We start from the raw sequence: 14,659 nt of genomic DNA, 5'->3' as shown, positions 1-14,659 counted from the left end.
TCAAATCAGCAGCACTGCTGCTGACGCTCGCGCTGATGTCGGCTTGCGGCCACGTCGTTCCTCCCACGATCCAGGTCAACCCGCCGGTTGCCACGAATGCCGTCCGGCTGAGCGTGCAGCATGGGCCGGCCGTCGCCGCGCTGTCGCTGACGCCTTTTGCCGCCTCGGCCGCGCTCAAGGCGTTTTTGGCAAGCTGCCCGCGCCTCGCGCTGCGCACCGACGCCAGCGGATTGACGATGCCGCAGGATTGGGCGCCGGCTTGCCGGGCGGCGGTGACATGGCCACAGGGCGATGCCCCGGGATTTTTCAACGCGTGGTTTGAAACTGCGCAAGTCGGCAGCGGTGCGACATATGTCACCGGCTATTTCGAGCCCGAAATCGCCGGCTCGCGTGTGCCGCTGCCCGGCTACACGGTGCCGGTCTATCGCCTGCCGCCCGATCTGGTGCGCGCCAAACCGGGCGATGCCCCACCCAATCCCGATGGTCATCAACCGCTTGGCCGCTATGACGCCAACGGCCTGTTCGTGCCCTATTGGGATCGGGCGCAGATCGAGGCCGGCGCGCTTGCCGGACGAGGTCTGGAAATCGCCTATGCCGCCGATCCCGCCGAGCTGTTCTTCTTGCAGGTGCAAGGCTCGGGCCGGTTGCGCGCGCCCGACGGCACGATCATGCGCATCGGCTATGCCGGGGAAAACGGCTATGCCTACACCGGCATCGGCAGCGTGATGAATGCGCAAGGCCTGATCGGCACCGGACCCGGGCAATATCCCGGATCGATGCAGGGCATCCTGCGCTATATCCGCGAAAACCCCGAACAGGGCCAGGCGCTGATGGACCAGAACCGCAGCTATATCTTTTTCCGCGACACCACCGCGATCGCCGGCGACCCCACCACCGGCCCGGTGGGCGCAATGTCGATCCCGGTTACGCCGCGCGTCACGCTCGCTGCCGATCCCGCCTTCGTGCCGCTGGGCGCACCGGTGTTCCTGACCACCGACCGCGCCGAAGTCGGCGGACTGTGGATCGCGCAGGATACCGGCGGCGCGATCAAGGGCGCCAACCGGTTCGACAGTTTCTGGGGCGCAGGCGCCGATGCGCGCCGGATCGCAGGCGGAATGAGCGCGCGCGGGCAGGCGCTGATCCTGCTGCCGCGCGGAGTGCTTGCGCGCGTTATCGGGCGATGAGCCGCCCTCCGCGCGGATTGAGCGCGGAGGAAAGCGCGCTGTGGCGCAAAGTCGCCGCGACAGTCACGCCGCTGCATCCGGTGAAGCCTGCGCCGCCGCAGCCTGTTCCGGCGCCGGCCGTGGTACCCGGCGTGCCTGCCAATCTACCCGTCGTACGCGTGCGCGGGCGGGTTCCCGCGCCGTTGCTGCCCCCACCCGCGCCTCCGAAAAAGCAGGTGTTGACGACCGATGGGCTCGACGGTTCCTGGGATCGCAAACTGGCGCGCGGCACGATCACGCCCGATATCACGATCGACCTGCATGGCATGACGCTTGATACCGCACATGCGCGGCTCAACGGCGGCATCGCGCAGGCGCTGGCGATCGGCGCACGCGTGATCCTCCTGATCGCGGGGAAACCGCGTCCGCACGACGAACAGGACCAGCGTGGCAGCCGCCGCGGCGCAATCCGCGCCAAGCTGGTCGACTGGCTGGCCCACAGCCCCCACGCGGGCCACATCGCCGCCGTACGCGGCGCCACCCCGCGCCATGGCGGCACGGGTGCAGTGTATATCGTGCTGAGAAAACGGCGCTGATTGCTCCCCTGAAGGGAGGGGGCTTCACGTCTATGCCAGCGCCGCCACTGCTATCCGCCGGTAAATCCGCGCCAACACCACCAGGTCCGCCATCGCCACCGCTTCATCGGTCTTGTGCATCGTCGCGTTGGACAGGCCGAATTCGATCACCGGGCATACCGCGCGCAGGAACCGCGCATCCGACGTTCCGCCGGTGGTCGACAGTTCGGGCGTGATCCCGGTTTCCGCCTCGACCGCATCACCCACCAGCGCCGAAAATGCACCGGGCATCGTCTGGAAGGCCTCGCCCGAAATCACCGCGCGCACCGCCACACGGTGGCGACCGGCGATATCCGTCACGCGCGCGACCAGATCCGCGCCGCTGTGCAGATCGTTGAACCGGATCGACGCGCGCGCCCGTGCCTCGGCCGGAATGACATTGGTCGCGCGGTTGCCAACTTCGAGATCGGTTATCTCCAGGTTCGAAGCCTGAAACCAATCGCTGCCCTGGTCGAGCTCGATCGCATCGAGTTCGGCCAGCAGCGCGATCAGCCGTGGGATCGGATTGTCGGCCAGATGCGGGTATGCCACGTGGCCTTGCGTGCCTGGCGCGGTGAACCACAGGTTGAGCGATCCGCGTCGGCCGATCTTGGCCATATCGCCCAGCCGCTGTGCCGATGTCGGCTCGCCCACCAGGCACAAGTCGGGCATCTGGCCGGTCTGGCGCAAATGCGCGATGATCTCGACCGTGCCGAACCGTGCCGGGCCTTCTTCATCGCCGGTGATCAGGAAACTGATCGTGCCGGCAGCCGCCGGAATCGTCGCGACGGCAGAAACCATCGCCGCGATTGCGCCCTTCATGTCGACCGCGCCGCGCCCGTACAGCAGATCGCCGCGCCGTTCGGGCGCAAATGGCGCGCTGGTCCAGCCTTCGCCGGCGGGCACGACATCGAGATGCCCGGCGAACGCGAAATGGCGGCTGCCGGCGGGACCCGCGCGCACGGCAACCAGATTTTCGACCGGACCGTCGGGCGCTTCGCCTGCCACGAAGCGGTGCACGGCAAAGCCCAGCGGCGCCAATTGCGCCTCCAGCTCGGCAAACACGGCGCCGGTTGCGGGCGTCACGCTGTCACAGGCGATCAGACGTTCGGCCAGGATAACCGGGTCTGATGTCATGCGATTTCAAACCGTTCTATGGTCCAGGGTTCGGCATCTGCCTGCGCGCGCCATGCTACGATCCAGGGGTGTTCGTTCAATGCGGCAACATAGCTCTGCGCAAAGCCGGGCAGTTCCACGCCATAGCTGACAAAGCGCAGCGCCACCGGCGCAAACGCAATATCGGCGGCGCCGAACGTGCCGAACAGATACGGCCCGCCCTGTCCGAACCGCGCGCGTGCTTCCGCCCACAAGGTCAGCATCCGGTCGATATCGGCAACCACGGCGTCCGACAGCGGCACCGGCGCGCCATTGCGGCCCAGATTGAACGGCATTGCGCTGCGCAGCGCCATGAACCCGCCATGCATTTCGGCGACCAGCGAGCGCGCAAGGGCAGCGGCGGCGCGACCCTGCGGCCAGAACCGTTCGCGCCCGACCCCATCATCGACCAGCCGATCGACAAGATAGTCCATGATCGCCAGGCTGTCCCACACGACGGTTTCCCCGTCCCACAGGATCGGTACCTTGCCGGCGGACGGCGCGAGCAGCGGATTGGTGCGCTGTTCGTGGTTCCAGTCGCCGTCGTACAGCGAGACCACTTCGACATCGAACGGCAGGCCCGATTGGCGGCACGCCAGCCAGCCGCGCAACGACCAGCTCGAATACCTGCGATTACCGATCACCAGTTTCATCATGACCCGCCGTTGTTCAGATTTCGGAATCTTCCAGGATCGCGGCGCGCAAGGCGGCTATCCCCGTGCGTTTTTCCGCCGACGTGACCAGCACGCCGGGAAACGCGGCGATATGCTTGCGTGCGACCGCTTGCGTCGCGGCAAGCGTTTCGGCCAGGTCCTCGGCGCGGACCTTGTCCGATTTGGTCAGCACGATGCGATAGCCGACCGCGGCTTCATCAAGCATCGTCATCATCTCGCTATCGACCTCTTTCACGCCGTGGCGCGAATCGATCAGCAGCAATGTGCGTTTGAGCACGACCCGCCCGCGCAGAAAGTCGCGCACCAGTTTGCGCCAGGCCTCGGCGACCTTGATCGGCGCCTTGGCAAAGCCATAGCCGGGCATGTCGACAAGCCGCATGACCGTGGGCTCACCGACCTCGAACCAGTTCAATTCCTGCGTACGGCCCGGCGTGACCGAGGCGCGCGCGATCGACTTGCGCCCGGTCACGGCATTGAGCAGCGACGATTTGCCGACATTCGAGCGGCCGGCAAACGCGATCTCGGGCTCGACCGGATCGGGCAGGAATTTGAGCGCGGGTGCCGATTTCAGGAACTCCACGCGGCCTGAAAACAGCGCACTGGCCCGTTCCTCGAGCGCTGCGAGGCGCAGGCCTTCCGCATCGGGTCCGGTTTTCGATACCATCGCTCAGGTCTTCTTTCCGTCGCGCTTGACGACGCGGTCGATGTCGGTCTGGTCCTTGTTCGCCTGCGCTTTCAATTGCGGATGACGACTATACAGATAGCGCTGCTGGCCGATCGTCAGCAGGTTCGACGTGATCCAGTAGATCAGCAGCCCCGAGGCGAATGTCGACATCACGAACATCATCATCCACGGCATGATCGACATCACCTGCTGCTGCGACGGGTCCATCGCGGCGGGCTGCAATTTGAACTGCAGCCACATCGTCGTGCCGAGCGCAATCGCCAGCACGCCCAGGCCGAAATAGCCCGACGGTTCGAACGGCAGGAGGCCGAACAGATTGAGCACATGGCTCGGGTCGGGCGCGGACAGATCGTGGATCCAGCCGACAAACGGCTGGTGCCGCATTTCGATCGTCAGCACGAGGACCTTGTACAACGCGAAGAACACCGGAATCTGCAAGAACATCGGCAGGCATCCGGCCAGCGGATTGACCCCTTCGGACTTGTACAGCGCCATCACTTCCTGCTGCGCGCGCGGCTTGTCGTCCTTGTAGCGCTCCTGGATCGCCTTCATCTTCGGCTGGATCGCGCGCATCGCCGCCATCGAGGCAAACTGGCGCTGCGCAATCGGGAACATCGCCCCGCGCACGATCAGCGTCAGCAAGATCAGCGCGACGCCGAAATTCTTGACCGCCTTGAACAGGCTGTCGAGCAGCCAGAAAATCGGCTTTTCAAACCAGCGGAACCAGCCCCAGTCGATCGACAGCGACAGGTTGGCAATGCCCTGTTTTTCGTACGCTTCGAGCAGCGCGTTTTCCTTGGCGCCGGCAAATACGCGCAAATTCTGGCCGATGGTCTGATGCGGCGCGACGACGACCGCCGGATAGACCAGGTCGGCGCGGAACAGTCCGCCACCCAGCGCGCGGTAGCTGCCCACCGGATGGGACGCCGTATCGGGGATCAGCACCGACAGCCAGTAGATGTCGGTGAACCCGATCCAGTTGGGCACGCCGGCATGGGTTATCGCATTGGCAGCGGCGACACCTGTGTACTTGCTGGAAAAATCGACCGCGCCATCGAATGCGCCGATCGGGCCGGAATGCACCTGCCAGGTGTCGAGGCTGGCGGTGCGGTCGGTCCGGTTGACTTGCGCGAACGGGCGCACCGACACCGGCGTCGCGCCATCGTTGGTCACGTTTTGCGCGACAGTGATCATGTAATGATCGTCGATCGCGTATTTCAGCGTGAACGTCTGCCCGGTCGGGTTGGTCCAGTGCAGCGTGACCGGGGTTGCCGGCGTCAGGCGCGGGCCATCGGCCTGCCACAGCGTGCTGCCATTGGGCGTCGCCAATCCGTTATCGCCGATCCAGCCGACTTGCGCGAAATGCTGCGCCGGGCTGCCGGCGGGTGAAAACAGGCGCACCGGCGGGCTGTTGGGGTCGGTGGTTTCGCGATGGCGGTTGAGCGTCAGGTCATCGAGCACCGCGCCCGACAGATTGATCGAGCCCATGACGTCGGGCGCGACGATCGCCACGCGCGTGGGCGAGGCCAGCGCAGTTTTCAGGTCGCTCGCTTCGGCGGCAAGATCCTGGGGTGCCTGCAATCCGCCTTCGCGCGTCGGCTTGGCCGGCGCAGCATCGGCGCCGGGCGCGGCGGCATGCGCAAGCGGGGTGGAGGCAGGCGTGGCAGGCGCGGTTGCAACGACGGCGGGCTTCGTGCCCATGTGCGGATAGATATAGCCCAGCCCGAATTGCCAGCCGATCAGGATGACCCCCATCAGGACCACCGCCAGGATCATGTTGCGCTGATTTTCCACTGTGCCTCGCATTCAATTTTTCGATGTGGGGGTAAAGGGAACGCAGCGCGCCCCAAACCGCCGTCAGACAGGTCTAGGGAACCGGATCAAACCCGCAGCCACCCCACGGTTGGCAGCGCAATAGCCGCTTCAACGTCAGCCAACCACCCCTAAACGCACCGTGCCGTTCCAGCGCCTCGATCGCATAGGCCGAACAGCTCGGGCTGTAGCGGCACGAGGGCAGCATCACCGCCGAAGGGCCGATCTGCCAGCCGCGCACAAGCAGGATCAACAGGCGTTTCACCGGCCTTTGCCGCCGTGCTTCGGCTTGCGCGGTGGATCGCCCTTGCCGGCGGCGATACGCGCCAGCGCCGCCTGGAGCTCTGTGCGCAGCGCCGCGAAATCGCGCTCGATACCGCCTTCGCGCCCGATCAGTACGTGGTCGGCGCCGGCGATACCCTGCTCGGGCAGGATCTCGCGCAACAGTGCGCGAAAGCGGCGCTTCATGCGATTGCGCGCGACCGCATTGCCGATCTTGCGCGTGACCGTCACGCCAAAGCGCACGCCGTCCCGGTTGGCTGCGGGCTGTTTTACCAACAGCACAAAGCCGGGCCTTGCGACCCGGACTCCATGGTTTGCTGCGACAAAATCCGCGCGTTTGCGGACAATACCCAGGCTCAGGCGCGTACCGGGTACTGCTGCGCGGTCATCCGTCACAGCGCAGCCCCGAATACTCCGGCGTCAGGCCGACAGCTTTTTCCGGCCACGGGCGCGACGCGCACGCAGGATGTTGCGGCCGCCCACCGTTGCGGTGCGTGCACGGAAACCGTGGCGGCGCGCGCGGACGAGAAGGCTGGGCTGGAAAGTGCGCTTCATGGGTATGCTCTTTTATGTTCGAATGGACAGATTTATGCTCGAATGGACGAATGCCCCCCTTGGGGTCGCACACGGGAATCAGGGGGTGGCCGATACGCAATCGCGGGCTTTGCGTCAAGTTCGCAAGGCAGGTCATGCACGACCCCGCCCACACACCCCCCAATTCCGGCGAAGGACACGGACGGACAAAAAAAGCCCGGCCGTTGCCGGCCGGGCTGAAAAGTTTGGGAGAGGATGCCTGAAAGGCAGCATCGGTATGCACCACATACCGTTATTGTGCAAGTGCGAAATGAACGCTCGCATATGCAAAAACCTCAAGTGCGACCTTTTATCTTTGCGGCTTGATGAAGCGCATGGCGAAGCGATCAGTATGGCCACGCACCTTGGGGTCGAACACCACCGCGGTCCTGGGATCATCCTCACGGTGCAGCGCGGTGCTTTCGCCATCGAGCACAAACCCCGCACGCGCAAAATCGGCACGCACGCGCGCCGGATCAATGCGGTGGAACTTGTCGGCGGTTTCGCGCGGATCGCCGCCCGTCGCGGCATGATCGATCACCACCACGCGGCCGCCGGGGCGCAACGCGGCAAACCAGTTGCGCAGGACCGCGTCCACATCGCGCACCGGATAATGGTATTTGGCCGAAGACCAGTACAGGTCGTGGTATTCGAGATGCGCAAAGATGGCGTCAAGACTGGCCGGCGCCAGCGATTCGGCCTCGCCCGGCACATACAGCGGGCGGATGTTGTCGTGATGCGCCAGCACCGGCGCCCACGCCTTGGCATCGTAATTGGCCGCCACGCCGATCGCATAGACAATCCCCCTGGGGCCGACCGCATCCGCCAGCATTTCGGAATAATACCCGCTGCCCGCGCCCCAGTCGGCTACGACATCGCCGCGGCGCAATTTCGCAAAGGCGAGCATGACATCAGGCATGCGCCCGGCATCGAGCGCGCGATTGGCCGGCTCGCGCGTTGGATCGGCGACAGCGCCGGCGATCTGTGCGGCCGAAACCGGCGCGTGATCGTCGTGCAGCGGCTTTGCCGCAGCAGGCGATGCCACCGCCAGCGCGGCAAGAGCGATCGAAACATATCTCGATGACATACGACACCTTCCCCAACCCGGCGCAGTTTTGCGCCCAGGTTGCAGCATCGGCGCGAGGCCCCGTGCCCGTCAATCGCAATTGCACGCTTGCCGTGCACGGTTGCCCGGTTAATCAGGACCCCGACACAGGAGATCAGGATGCTGGCATCGCACACGTTTTCAGCGGTGATATTCGATTTCGGCGGGGTGATCACCACATCCCCGTTCGAAGCGTTCAATCGGCTGGAGGCGGAGCGCGGCCTGCCGCACGATTTCATCCGCCACGTCAATTCGGCCGATCCCGATACCAACGCCTGGGCGATGTTCGAACGCGCCGAAATCAATGCCGCGCAATTCGATGCCCTGTTTGCGCAAGAGGCTGCGATGGCCGGGCATACGCTCGATGGCGCATCGGTGCTGGCCGTGCTGGCCGGCGCAGTGCGGCCGGCGATGGTCACGGCGCTTGACCGGTTGAAGGCGGCAGGGTTCCGGCTGGCGTGCATCACCAACAATGTCCCCACCGGCCACGGCGCCGGCATGGCGCGCGATCCCGGCGATCCGCTGGAGGCCGTGTTCGCGCGGTTCGAACATGTCATCGAAAGCGCGAAGGTGGGTTTGCGCAAACCCGATCCGCAGATCTACACGATGATGACCGAGTATCTCGGCCTGACGCCCGAGGCGTGCATCTATCTCGATGACCTGGGCATCAATTGCAAACCGGCCAGGGCGCTGGGCATGCATGCCATCAAAGTGACAAGCGGCGAACAGGCGCTGGCCGATCTGTCCGCCCTGCTGAACGTGCCGCTCGCCTGAACGGCCGGCCTGCGCAGTCTATTTTTTGGATTGGATTGGCGGCGGGGAGCGCATAAGGATCCCGCGACCAAACGGAGTGGATGATGGCCAGAAAGCTTTTTCCCGATGCCGCAAGCGCGCTTGACGGGCTGTTGCGCGACGGCCTGCTGATTGCGTGCGGCGGGTTCGGCCTGTGCGGCGTGCCCGAGCGCCTGCTCGATGCGGTCCGCGCATCCGGGGTCAAGAACCTGACTTTCGCGTCGAACAACGCCGGGATCGATGGCGAAGGTATCGGCAAGCTGCTGCGCACGCGCCAGGTTGCAAAAATGATCTCTTCCTATGTCGGCGAAAACAAGGAGTTCGAACGGCAGTTCCTGTCGGGCGAACTCGATGTGGAATTCTGTCCGCAAGGCACCCTGGCCGAACGCATGCGCGCCGGCGGCGCGGGCATTCCGGGGTTCTACACGAAAACCGGCGTCGGCACGCTGGTGGCCGAGGGCAAGGAGGTCAAGAGTTTCGACGGGCAGGATTATATCCTGGAACGCGGGATTTTTGCCGACCTGGCACTGATCAAGGCGTGGAAGGCCGACGAGACCGGCAACGTCGTGTTTCGCAAGACCGCGCGCAATTTCAATGTGCCGGCCGCGACCTGCGGCAAAGTGTGCGTCGTCGAAGTCGAGGAAATGGTGCCCACCGGCAGCCTCGATCCCGATGCGATCCACCTGCCCGGCGTCTATGTGCAGCGGATCATCGTCGGCGCGCCGTACGACAAGAAAATCGAGTTTCGAACGGTTCGCCCCAGATCTGAATCACAAGCGGAGAGTGCATGATGGGCTGGACCCGCGACGAGATGGCGGCGCGCGCCGCGCGCGAACTGCATGACGGGTTTTATGTGAACCTGGGCATCGGCATTCCCACTTTGGTCGCCAATCACATCCCGCAGGGGATGACCGTAACGCTGCAATCGGAAAACGGCATGCTCGGAATCGGGCCGTTTCCCTATGACGACGAAGTCGATCCCGACCTGATCAACGCCGGCAAGCAGACGATCAGCGAACTGCCGCAATCGGCCTATTTCGACAGCGCGGCCAGCTTTGCGATGATCCGCGGCGGGCATATCGACCTGACCGTGCTGGGCGCGATGGAAGTCGCCGAAAATGGCGACATCGCCAACTGGATGATTCCGGGCAAGATGATCAAGGGCATGGGCGGGGCAATGGACCTGGTCGCCGGCGTCAAGAAGATCATCGTGCTGATGGAGCATTGCGCCAAGGACGGCAGCCCCAAATTCATCCCGGCGTGCACGCTGCCGCTGACCGGCGTCGGCGTCGTCGACATGATCGTGACCGACCTTGGCGTGTTTGCCCGCGCCGATCATCACACGCCGTTCCGCCTGGTCGAATGCGCGACCGGCGTTTCGGCAGACGAGATCGCGGCAAAGACGACGGCACACTATCTAGCCTGAACAATCCGGCGGTGATAGGCGTGGCACGATGTACACGCTGATCACCGCCAACCGGAACTATTCAAGCTGGTCCTTGCGGCCGTGGGTGCTGATGCGCGCGCTCGGCATCGTCTTTGCCGACCGCATCGAGTCGTTTACCAAGCCGGCGAACTGGACGGAATTCCGCGCGTTTTCGCCAACCGGACAAGTGCCCGCGCTGATCGACGGCGCGGTGACGATGTGGGATTCGCTGGGGATCACGCTGTACCTGGCCGATCGGCACCAGGGCGTATGGCCGCAGGATCCGGCCGCACGCGCCTATGCCCAGGCCATCGTCGCAGAAATGCACGGCGGCTTTTCGGCGTTGCGCAACCGGTGCACGATGAATGTCGGCGTGCGCGTGAAAATGCCCGCGATCGGCGATGACCTGGCGCGCGATATCACCCGGATCGCCGAGATTTTTGCCGAAGGGTTGACCCGTTTCGGCGGGCCGTGGCTGGCTGGCGCGGCCTTTACGGCAGCCGATGCGTTTTATGCGCCGGTCGCATTCCGCATCCGCACATATGGTCTCGATGTCGGGCCACAAGGCGCGCAATGGGTCGCCGCCGTGCTGGCGCATCCGGCGATGCTGGAATGGGAAACTGCCGCGCTGGCCGAAACCTGGCGCGAGGCGGAGCACGAGGCCGATCTGGCGCGCTGCGGCACGGTCACCGCCGATTACCGGACCTCCTGACCCAAACTCCTATGCGTCAGGCCGCTTCGTTCAGATATTGCGACGCGACCAGCCAGCCCTTGAACGGGCGCAGCGACCCGAGGCAGCCGAATGCCAGGATCGGCACCGAGACCAGCGCGTGGACCCACCACGGCGGACTGAATTCCACCTCCAGCCACACCGCGACGAACACCAGCGGAAACGCGGTCAGGCACAGCGCAAAGAATGCCGGGCCATCGTCGGCATGCGCAAAGCTGTAGTCGAGCCCGCACGCCGGGCACGTGTCGGCCAGCTTGAGCCAGCCCTTGAACATCGAGGCCTTGGCGCATTTCGGGCATGTCCCGTGCCACCCGGACTGGAGAATGCGTTTGAGCGTTTCATTGCGGATCAGGCCCAACGGCATAGCTCCTGTGGTCTCGATCACCCCCTGTAGGCCTGCATCGGCCTGTGCGGCAAGCCGTTCGACTCGAGGGACCGGTGTGTGTATGCGCGAGGGCCAACGAGGGCCAAACGGGGGCTTGGCGGGGGATTTGAAGAATGTCTGACGATCGGCCGATCGGCCTGGGGTCGCGCCTGGCCAAGGCTGCGCTGCTGTCATTCTATCGCCGCCAGGGCTGGCGTGCGCAAGGATCGCCGCCCGCCGATGGCCGCTATGTGATCATCGCCGCGCCGCACACTTCCAATTGGGATTTCGTCTATTTCCTCGGCCTGGCTGCCGAACTGGGAATCAATCCGCACTTCATGGCGAAGGACAGCCTGTTCCGCTGGCCGATCGGCGGGTTCATGCGCGACATGGGCGGGATCGAAGTCAATCGCGGCGCGCGCGGCGACATGGTCGGCGCGATGATCGCGGAATTTGCCCGGCGCGATCGCTTTGCGCTGACCATCGCGCCCGAAGGCACGCGCAGCAAGGTCGGATCGTGGCGCAGCGGGTTCTACCATATCGCGATGGGCGCTGGCGTGCCGATGGTGGTCGGCTTCATGGACTATGCCAAGCGCACCGGCGGGCTGGGCCCGGCAATCATGCCGACCGGGGATTACCAGGCGGACATGGCGAAGCTGGCAGAGATCTATCGCGGCGTCACCCCGCGCCATCCCGGGCGCGGCATTGCCGATTGGGGCTCGCTAAGCGCGCGGTAAAGTCCTCCCCCCTCCCCCTCCCCCTCCCCCTGAAGGGCCATTGAGGAAGGGCTTCAGGTCAGTCAGCTGCCGGATCGTGCACCGGCGGATCCAGGCGGTATTCCTCGACCACGCGGCCATCGCCCAGGTGTTCGGTGATGATCCGTTCGAGCACTTGAGGGCTGCACGAATGGTACCAGACGCCTTCGGGATAGACGACCGCGATCGGCCCGGCGAGGCACACCCGCAGGCAGCCGACCTTGCTGCGCAGGATGCCGGCATGGCCGCCAAGGCCGACTTCGCCCAGCCTGTGCTTTAGAAAATCCCAGCTTTCGCGGCCCGCCTTGCGCGGGGCGCATTTGTCCTTGTCGGGATCGACGCACAGGAAAATGTGGCGCTGCGTGGCAAATCCGCCCAGCTTGGCCAGCGTGCGCTCGGCCTTGGCAATGGTGTCCGGATCGGCGGCTTTATGCTTGCTCATGTTTCAGGTCTTTTTCTGCACGATTCGCGCGATTTCGGCGCCGACCATCTGCTCGACCATCGGCGGCAAATTCTGATCCAGCCAGTCGGCCAGCATCGGGCGCAACATTTCGCGCACCAGCCCTTCGAGCGACGTTTCGCCCGAACGCACGATCTGCGGCCGCGCCCCCGGCTGCGCCAGCATGGCGAGCGCCGCCAGAGAATCGCGCATCGCCGCAGTGGTCTCTTCGCCGAGCAGCGCGTCGCCGTCACTGCCTGAATCGGGGCTCATATCGGCGCTTGTATCGGGCTCATCCGCAGCAGGCGGCGCTGCCAGCACTTGCGCGGCGACTTCGCTCAGATCGAGCACATCGTTGCCCCGCCCGATCCGCGCGCCATCACGCTTTCCCGCATCGATGCGGCTGTCGCGCGCGATCACTTTCTTGATCGACGACAGGATTTCTTCGACCGAGGGTTCACCCGCCTGACGCATGTTATGTGTGATCCCCGACCTGAAATTCGCGCCCTGCCGAATCAACGCACAGGCCCCTCGATGCCATCACTATCACGCAGCCCGCCGTCACGGTAGAGCCTGGGTCTTCGAGGGAACCTTGGCCTGGGTCAGCGGCTGCGAAAGCGCCTCGGGCGGCACATCGGCATTTTGCGCAGGTACCGTATTGGTCGGCGTCGATTCGGCCCGTGGCGGCGGGTCGCGATGCCAGTCGTTGGCATCATGCGCGGTGCGCTCATAGTGAATCTGCGGATCGTACAGCGCGGCGCCAAGATCGGCGTCGAGCGCCAGGTCCTTCGACTGCGCGCGGCCCATCGCCGCCAGCAGGTTGAATCCGGCGACATAGGCATTGCGCCGCGCGGTCACCAGATTGACTTGCGCATTGACCAGCTCGCGCTCGGCATCGAGGATATTGAGAATCGTGCGATTGCCCACGGTGTTTTCCGCGCGCACGCCCTGCAAACTCAGCGCCGCAGCATCGACCGCGGTCTGGTTCAGCGCAATCGAATCGTTGGCCGCCTGGTACGAGGCAAAGTCGGCGCGCACGGTCGCGATCACTTCGCGTTCGACCGACAGTTCGTGGTTGTCCGCCGCGCCGGCATTGGCCTGCGCCTGGCGGATCTGCGCGCTGGGCAATCCGCCCTGGTACAACGGGATCGTCGCCTGCAAACCGACTTGCGCGGTGCCGGTGTGGGGCAGCGAGCCCAGAAACATGGCCTGCGCCGGCAGCGTGTGGAGATCGTTGGTATAGGCCGTCGACCCGACGCCCGCGATCTTGGGCAAGCGCGAGGCATCGGCGGTTTTTATGTCATACCCTGCCGCCCTGGTCGCCAGCCGCGCCGCCGCCAGATCGGGATTGGCGTCGAGCGCGATTTCCACCGCTTCATCGGGCTGATGCGGCAGCCCGGCCAGCGGTGGCGGGGTTTCCAGTGCATCGGGCGCATGGCCGACCGCCTGAATATAGCGTTCGCGCGCGCCGATCAGATTCGATTCGGCCGTGCGCAAGGTTGCGCGGCCCTGCGCCAGCCGCGAATTGGACTGCGCGACGTCGGTGCGCGTCACATCGCCGATCTCGAACCGGTCGCTCGTCGCCTTCAGGTTGGTTTCGAGCACCTGCACATTCTGGCGGTTGAGCGCGACGATCGCGATATTGAGCGTGACATCGAGATAGGCCGTGACGACTTGCGAAAACACACTGGTCTCGGTGCCGCGCAGGCTGGCCTGGCCCTGCGACACGCGCGTCCTGGCGGCATCGACCGCGCTGCGCACGCCGCCGCCCGAATACAGCGGCACGTTAAGCGAGGTATTCGCCTGAAACGTGTCGCGCGGATAGAAATCGTAGGCGCCATAGGCCAGCTTTTCGATCGTATGCGTATAGATCACCGACCCTTGCAGGCTGGGCAATCCCTGCGCGCGCGCGATCGGCACGTTTTCATCGGTGGCGCGCTGTGTTGCGCGCGCGGCGGCCAGATCGGGATTGTTGCCATAGGCGACGATCAGCGCCTCACGCAGCGTTTCGGCCTGCGCGCCGCCGGCCGTGAAACTGGGCGCCATCATTATGGCTGTCCCGATCAGCAGTCTTACCCCCCGATGCATCG

Annotated in this window: 19 protein-coding genes; 7 read left to right on the top strand and 12 right to left on the bottom strand. The window is 64.9% G+C overall.

Going from position 1 to position 14,659, the window contains the following annotated elements; all coding sequences use genetic code 11:
* Window positions 1-35 precede the first annotated feature (35 nt).
* On the top strand, window positions 36-1,184 hold the full coding sequence (locus tag ACOOE2_RS02030; protein ID WP_420381360.1) for a murein transglycosylase A: 1,149 nt from the start codon (window positions 36-38) through the stop codon (window positions 1,182-1,184).
* Entirely contained in the window at window positions 1,181-1,759 is a 579-nt protein-coding gene (locus ACOOE2_RS02025; RefSeq protein WP_420381359.1) for a Smr/MutS family protein, read from the top strand. Before ACOOE2_RS02030 ends, ACOOE2_RS02025 begins: the two co-directional genes overlap by 4 nt.
* 30 nt (window positions 1,760-1,789) lie before the next feature.
* Here ACOOE2_RS02025 and dapE read toward each other — a convergent pair whose 3' ends face one another.
* The 8 genes from dapE to ACOOE2_RS01985 all read right to left on the bottom strand — a co-directional run bounded on the left by dapE (window position 1,790) and on the right by ACOOE2_RS01985 (window position 8,045).
* Window positions 1,790-2,914: a succinyl-diaminopimelate desuccinylase gene (gene dapE, locus ACOOE2_RS02020; protein WP_420381358.1), complete on the bottom strand. Its 1,125-nt coding sequence runs from the start codon at window positions 2,912-2,914 to the stop codon at window positions 1,790-1,792.
* Complete coding sequence (locus ACOOE2_RS02015; RefSeq protein ID WP_420381357.1) at window positions 2,911-3,585, bottom strand: glutathione S-transferase family protein; 675 nt, start codon at window positions 3,583-3,585, stop codon at window positions 2,911-2,913. The genes dapE and ACOOE2_RS02015 overlap by 4 nt, the downstream gene beginning before the upstream one ends.
* A gap of 16 nt (window positions 3,586-3,601) precedes the next feature.
* Window positions 3,602-4,270: a ribosome biogenesis GTP-binding protein YihA/YsxC gene (gene yihA, locus ACOOE2_RS02010; RefSeq protein WP_420381356.1), complete on the bottom strand. Its 669-nt coding sequence runs from the start codon at window positions 4,268-4,270 to the stop codon at window positions 3,602-3,604.
* Window positions 4,271-4,273: 3 nt separating this feature from the next.
* Complete coding sequence (gene yidC / locus ACOOE2_RS02005; RefSeq protein WP_420381355.1) at window positions 4,274-6,085, bottom strand: membrane protein insertase YidC; 1,812 nt, start codon at window positions 6,083-6,085, stop codon at window positions 4,274-4,276.
* Window positions 6,086-6,158: 73 nt separating this feature from the next.
* Window positions 6,159-6,311: a membrane protein insertion efficiency factor YidD gene (gene yidD / locus ACOOE2_RS02000; protein ID WP_420384544.1), complete on the bottom strand. Its 153-nt coding sequence runs from the start codon at window positions 6,309-6,311 to the stop codon at window positions 6,159-6,161.
* Between the two features lie 53 nt (window positions 6,312-6,364).
* Window positions 6,365-6,781 carry a ribonuclease P protein component gene (gene rnpA / locus ACOOE2_RS01995; protein WP_420381354.1) on the bottom strand — a complete coding sequence of 139 codons (417 nt, stop codon included), beginning with the start codon at window positions 6,779-6,781 and terminating at the stop codon, window positions 6,365-6,367.
* Between the two features lie 24 nt (window positions 6,782-6,805).
* The gene (gene rpmH / locus ACOOE2_RS01990) at window positions 6,806-6,940 is read right to left on the bottom strand and encodes a 50S ribosomal protein L34 (RefSeq protein WP_420381353.1); all 135 of its coding nucleotides are present in this window, start codon (window positions 6,938-6,940) and stop codon (window positions 6,806-6,808) included.
* A 328-nt stretch (window positions 6,941-7,268) separates the two neighbouring features.
* The gene (locus ACOOE2_RS01985; protein WP_420381352.1) at window positions 7,269-8,045 is read right to left on the bottom strand and encodes a methyltransferase domain-containing protein; all 777 of its coding nucleotides are present in this window, start codon (window positions 8,043-8,045) and stop codon (window positions 7,269-7,271) included.
* Between the two features lie 138 nt (window positions 8,046-8,183).
* Between ACOOE2_RS01985 and ACOOE2_RS01980 the strand changes: the two genes are divergently transcribed.
* The 4 genes from ACOOE2_RS01980 to ACOOE2_RS01965 all read left to right on the top strand — a co-directional run bounded on the left by ACOOE2_RS01980 (window position 8,184) and on the right by ACOOE2_RS01965 (window position 10,993).
* On the top strand, window positions 8,184-8,837 hold the full coding sequence (locus tag ACOOE2_RS01980; RefSeq protein ID WP_420381351.1) for an HAD-IA family hydrolase: 654 nt from the start codon (window positions 8,184-8,186) through the stop codon (window positions 8,835-8,837).
* A gap of 83 nt (window positions 8,838-8,920) precedes the next feature.
* Window positions 8,921-9,646: a CoA transferase subunit A gene (locus tag ACOOE2_RS01975; RefSeq protein WP_420381350.1), complete on the top strand. Its 726-nt coding sequence runs from the start codon at window positions 8,921-8,923 to the stop codon at window positions 9,644-9,646.
* Window positions 9,646-10,281 (top strand): 3-oxoacid CoA-transferase subunit B, encoded by a 636-nt coding sequence (locus ACOOE2_RS01970; RefSeq protein ID WP_420384543.1) that lies wholly within the window; start codon window positions 9,646-9,648, stop codon window positions 10,279-10,281. Before ACOOE2_RS01975 ends, ACOOE2_RS01970 begins: the two co-directional genes overlap by 1 nt.
* A gap of 28 nt (window positions 10,282-10,309) precedes the next feature.
* On the top strand, window positions 10,310-10,993 hold the full coding sequence (locus tag ACOOE2_RS01965) for a glutathione S-transferase (RefSeq protein ID WP_420381349.1): 684 nt from the start codon (window positions 10,310-10,312) through the stop codon (window positions 10,991-10,993).
* Window positions 10,994-11,009: 16 nt separating this feature from the next.
* Here the strand turns inward: ACOOE2_RS01965 and ACOOE2_RS01960 are convergent, their stop codons facing one another.
* A complete protein-coding gene (locus ACOOE2_RS01960) occupies window positions 11,010-11,396 on the bottom strand; it encodes a DUF983 domain-containing protein (RefSeq protein WP_420381348.1) in 387 nt (128 codons plus the stop codon).
* A 113-nt stretch (window positions 11,397-11,509) separates the two neighbouring features.
* Here ACOOE2_RS01960 and ACOOE2_RS01955 point away from each other — a divergent pair, with 113 nt between their 5' ends.
* Window positions 11,510-12,112: a lysophospholipid acyltransferase family protein gene (locus ACOOE2_RS01955; RefSeq protein WP_420381347.1), complete on the top strand. Its 603-nt coding sequence runs from the start codon at window positions 11,510-11,512 to the stop codon at window positions 12,110-12,112.
* A 58-nt stretch (window positions 12,113-12,170) separates the two neighbouring features.
* On the opposite strand, the gene ACOOE2_RS01950 is transcribed toward ACOOE2_RS01955, so the two are convergent.
* From ACOOE2_RS01950 to ACOOE2_RS01940, 3 genes are all read right to left on the bottom strand, one after another.
* The gene (locus ACOOE2_RS01950; protein ID WP_420381346.1) at window positions 12,171-12,572 is read right to left on the bottom strand and encodes a (2Fe-2S) ferredoxin domain-containing protein; all 402 of its coding nucleotides are present in this window, start codon (window positions 12,570-12,572) and stop codon (window positions 12,171-12,173) included.
* Window positions 12,573-12,575: 3 nt separating this feature from the next.
* The gene (locus ACOOE2_RS01945) at window positions 12,576-13,043 is read right to left on the bottom strand and encodes a DUF2497 domain-containing protein (RefSeq protein WP_420381345.1); all 468 of its coding nucleotides are present in this window, start codon (window positions 13,041-13,043) and stop codon (window positions 12,576-12,578) included.
* A gap of 87 nt (window positions 13,044-13,130) precedes the next feature.
* On the bottom strand, window positions 13,131-14,618 hold the full coding sequence (locus tag ACOOE2_RS01940; RefSeq protein ID WP_420381344.1) for a TolC family outer membrane protein: 1,488 nt from the start codon (window positions 14,616-14,618) through the stop codon (window positions 13,131-13,133).
* Between the last annotated feature and the right edge of the window lie 41 nt (window positions 14,619-14,659).

It is taken from the genome of Novosphingobium sp. (genome assembly GCF_965214355.1).
Classification (GTDB): Bacteria; Pseudomonadota; Alphaproteobacteria; order Sphingomonadales; family Sphingomonadaceae; genus Novosphingobium.
This window is presented reverse-complemented; position numbering and strand designations above follow the sequence as displayed.

Coding starts and splice junctions, on each gene's coding strand:
- ACOOE2_RS02030 (WP_420381360.1), top strand. CDS start 36: ATGTCGGCTTGCGGCCACGTCGTTCCTCCCACGATCCAGGTCAACCCG.
- ACOOE2_RS02025 (WP_420381359.1), top strand. CDS start 1,181: ATGAGCCGCCCTCCGCGCGGATTGAGCGCGGAGGAAAGCGCGCTGTGG.
- dapE (WP_420381358.1), bottom strand. CDS start 2,914: ATGACATCAGACCCGGTTATCCTGGCCGAACGTCTGATCGCCTGTGAC.
- ACOOE2_RS02015 (WP_420381357.1), bottom strand. CDS start 3,585: ATGAAACTGGTGATCGGTAATCGCAGGTATTCGAGCTGGTCGTTGCGC.
- yihA (WP_420381356.1), bottom strand. CDS start 4,270: ATGGTATCGAAAACCGGACCCGATGCGGAAGGCCTGCGCCTCGCAGCG.
- yidD (WP_420384544.1), bottom strand. CDS start 6,311: ATGCTGCCCTCGTGCCGCTACAGCCCGAGCTGTTCGGCCTATGCGATC.
- rpmH (WP_420381353.1), bottom strand. CDS start 6,940: ATGAAGCGCACTTTCCAGCCCAGCCTTCTCGTCCGCGCGCGCCGCCAC.
- ACOOE2_RS01985 (WP_420381352.1), bottom strand. CDS start 8,045: ATGTCATCGAGATATGTTTCGATCGCTCTTGCCGCGCTGGCGGTGGCA.
- ACOOE2_RS01980 (WP_420381351.1), top strand. CDS start 8,184: ATGCTGGCATCGCACACGTTTTCAGCGGTGATATTCGATTTCGGCGGG.
- ACOOE2_RS01975 (WP_420381350.1), top strand. CDS start 8,921: ATGGCCAGAAAGCTTTTTCCCGATGCCGCAAGCGCGCTTGACGGGCTG.
- ACOOE2_RS01970 (WP_420384543.1), top strand. CDS start 9,646: ATGGGCTGGACCCGCGACGAGATGGCGGCGCGCGCCGCGCGCGAACTG.
- ACOOE2_RS01965 (WP_420381349.1), top strand. CDS start 10,310: ATGTACACGCTGATCACCGCCAACCGGAACTATTCAAGCTGGTCCTTG.
- ACOOE2_RS01955 (WP_420381347.1), top strand. CDS start 11,510: ATGTCTGACGATCGGCCGATCGGCCTGGGGTCGCGCCTGGCCAAGGCT.
- ACOOE2_RS01950 (WP_420381346.1), bottom strand. CDS start 12,572: ATGAGCAAGCATAAAGCCGCCGATCCGGACACCATTGCCAAGGCCGAG.
- ACOOE2_RS01945 (WP_420381345.1), bottom strand. CDS start 13,043: ATGCGTCAGGCGGGTGAACCCTCGGTCGAAGAAATCCTGTCGTCGATC.
- ACOOE2_RS01940 (WP_420381344.1), bottom strand. CDS start 14,618: ATGATGGCGCCCAGTTTCACGGCCGGCGGCGCGCAGGCCGAAACGCTG.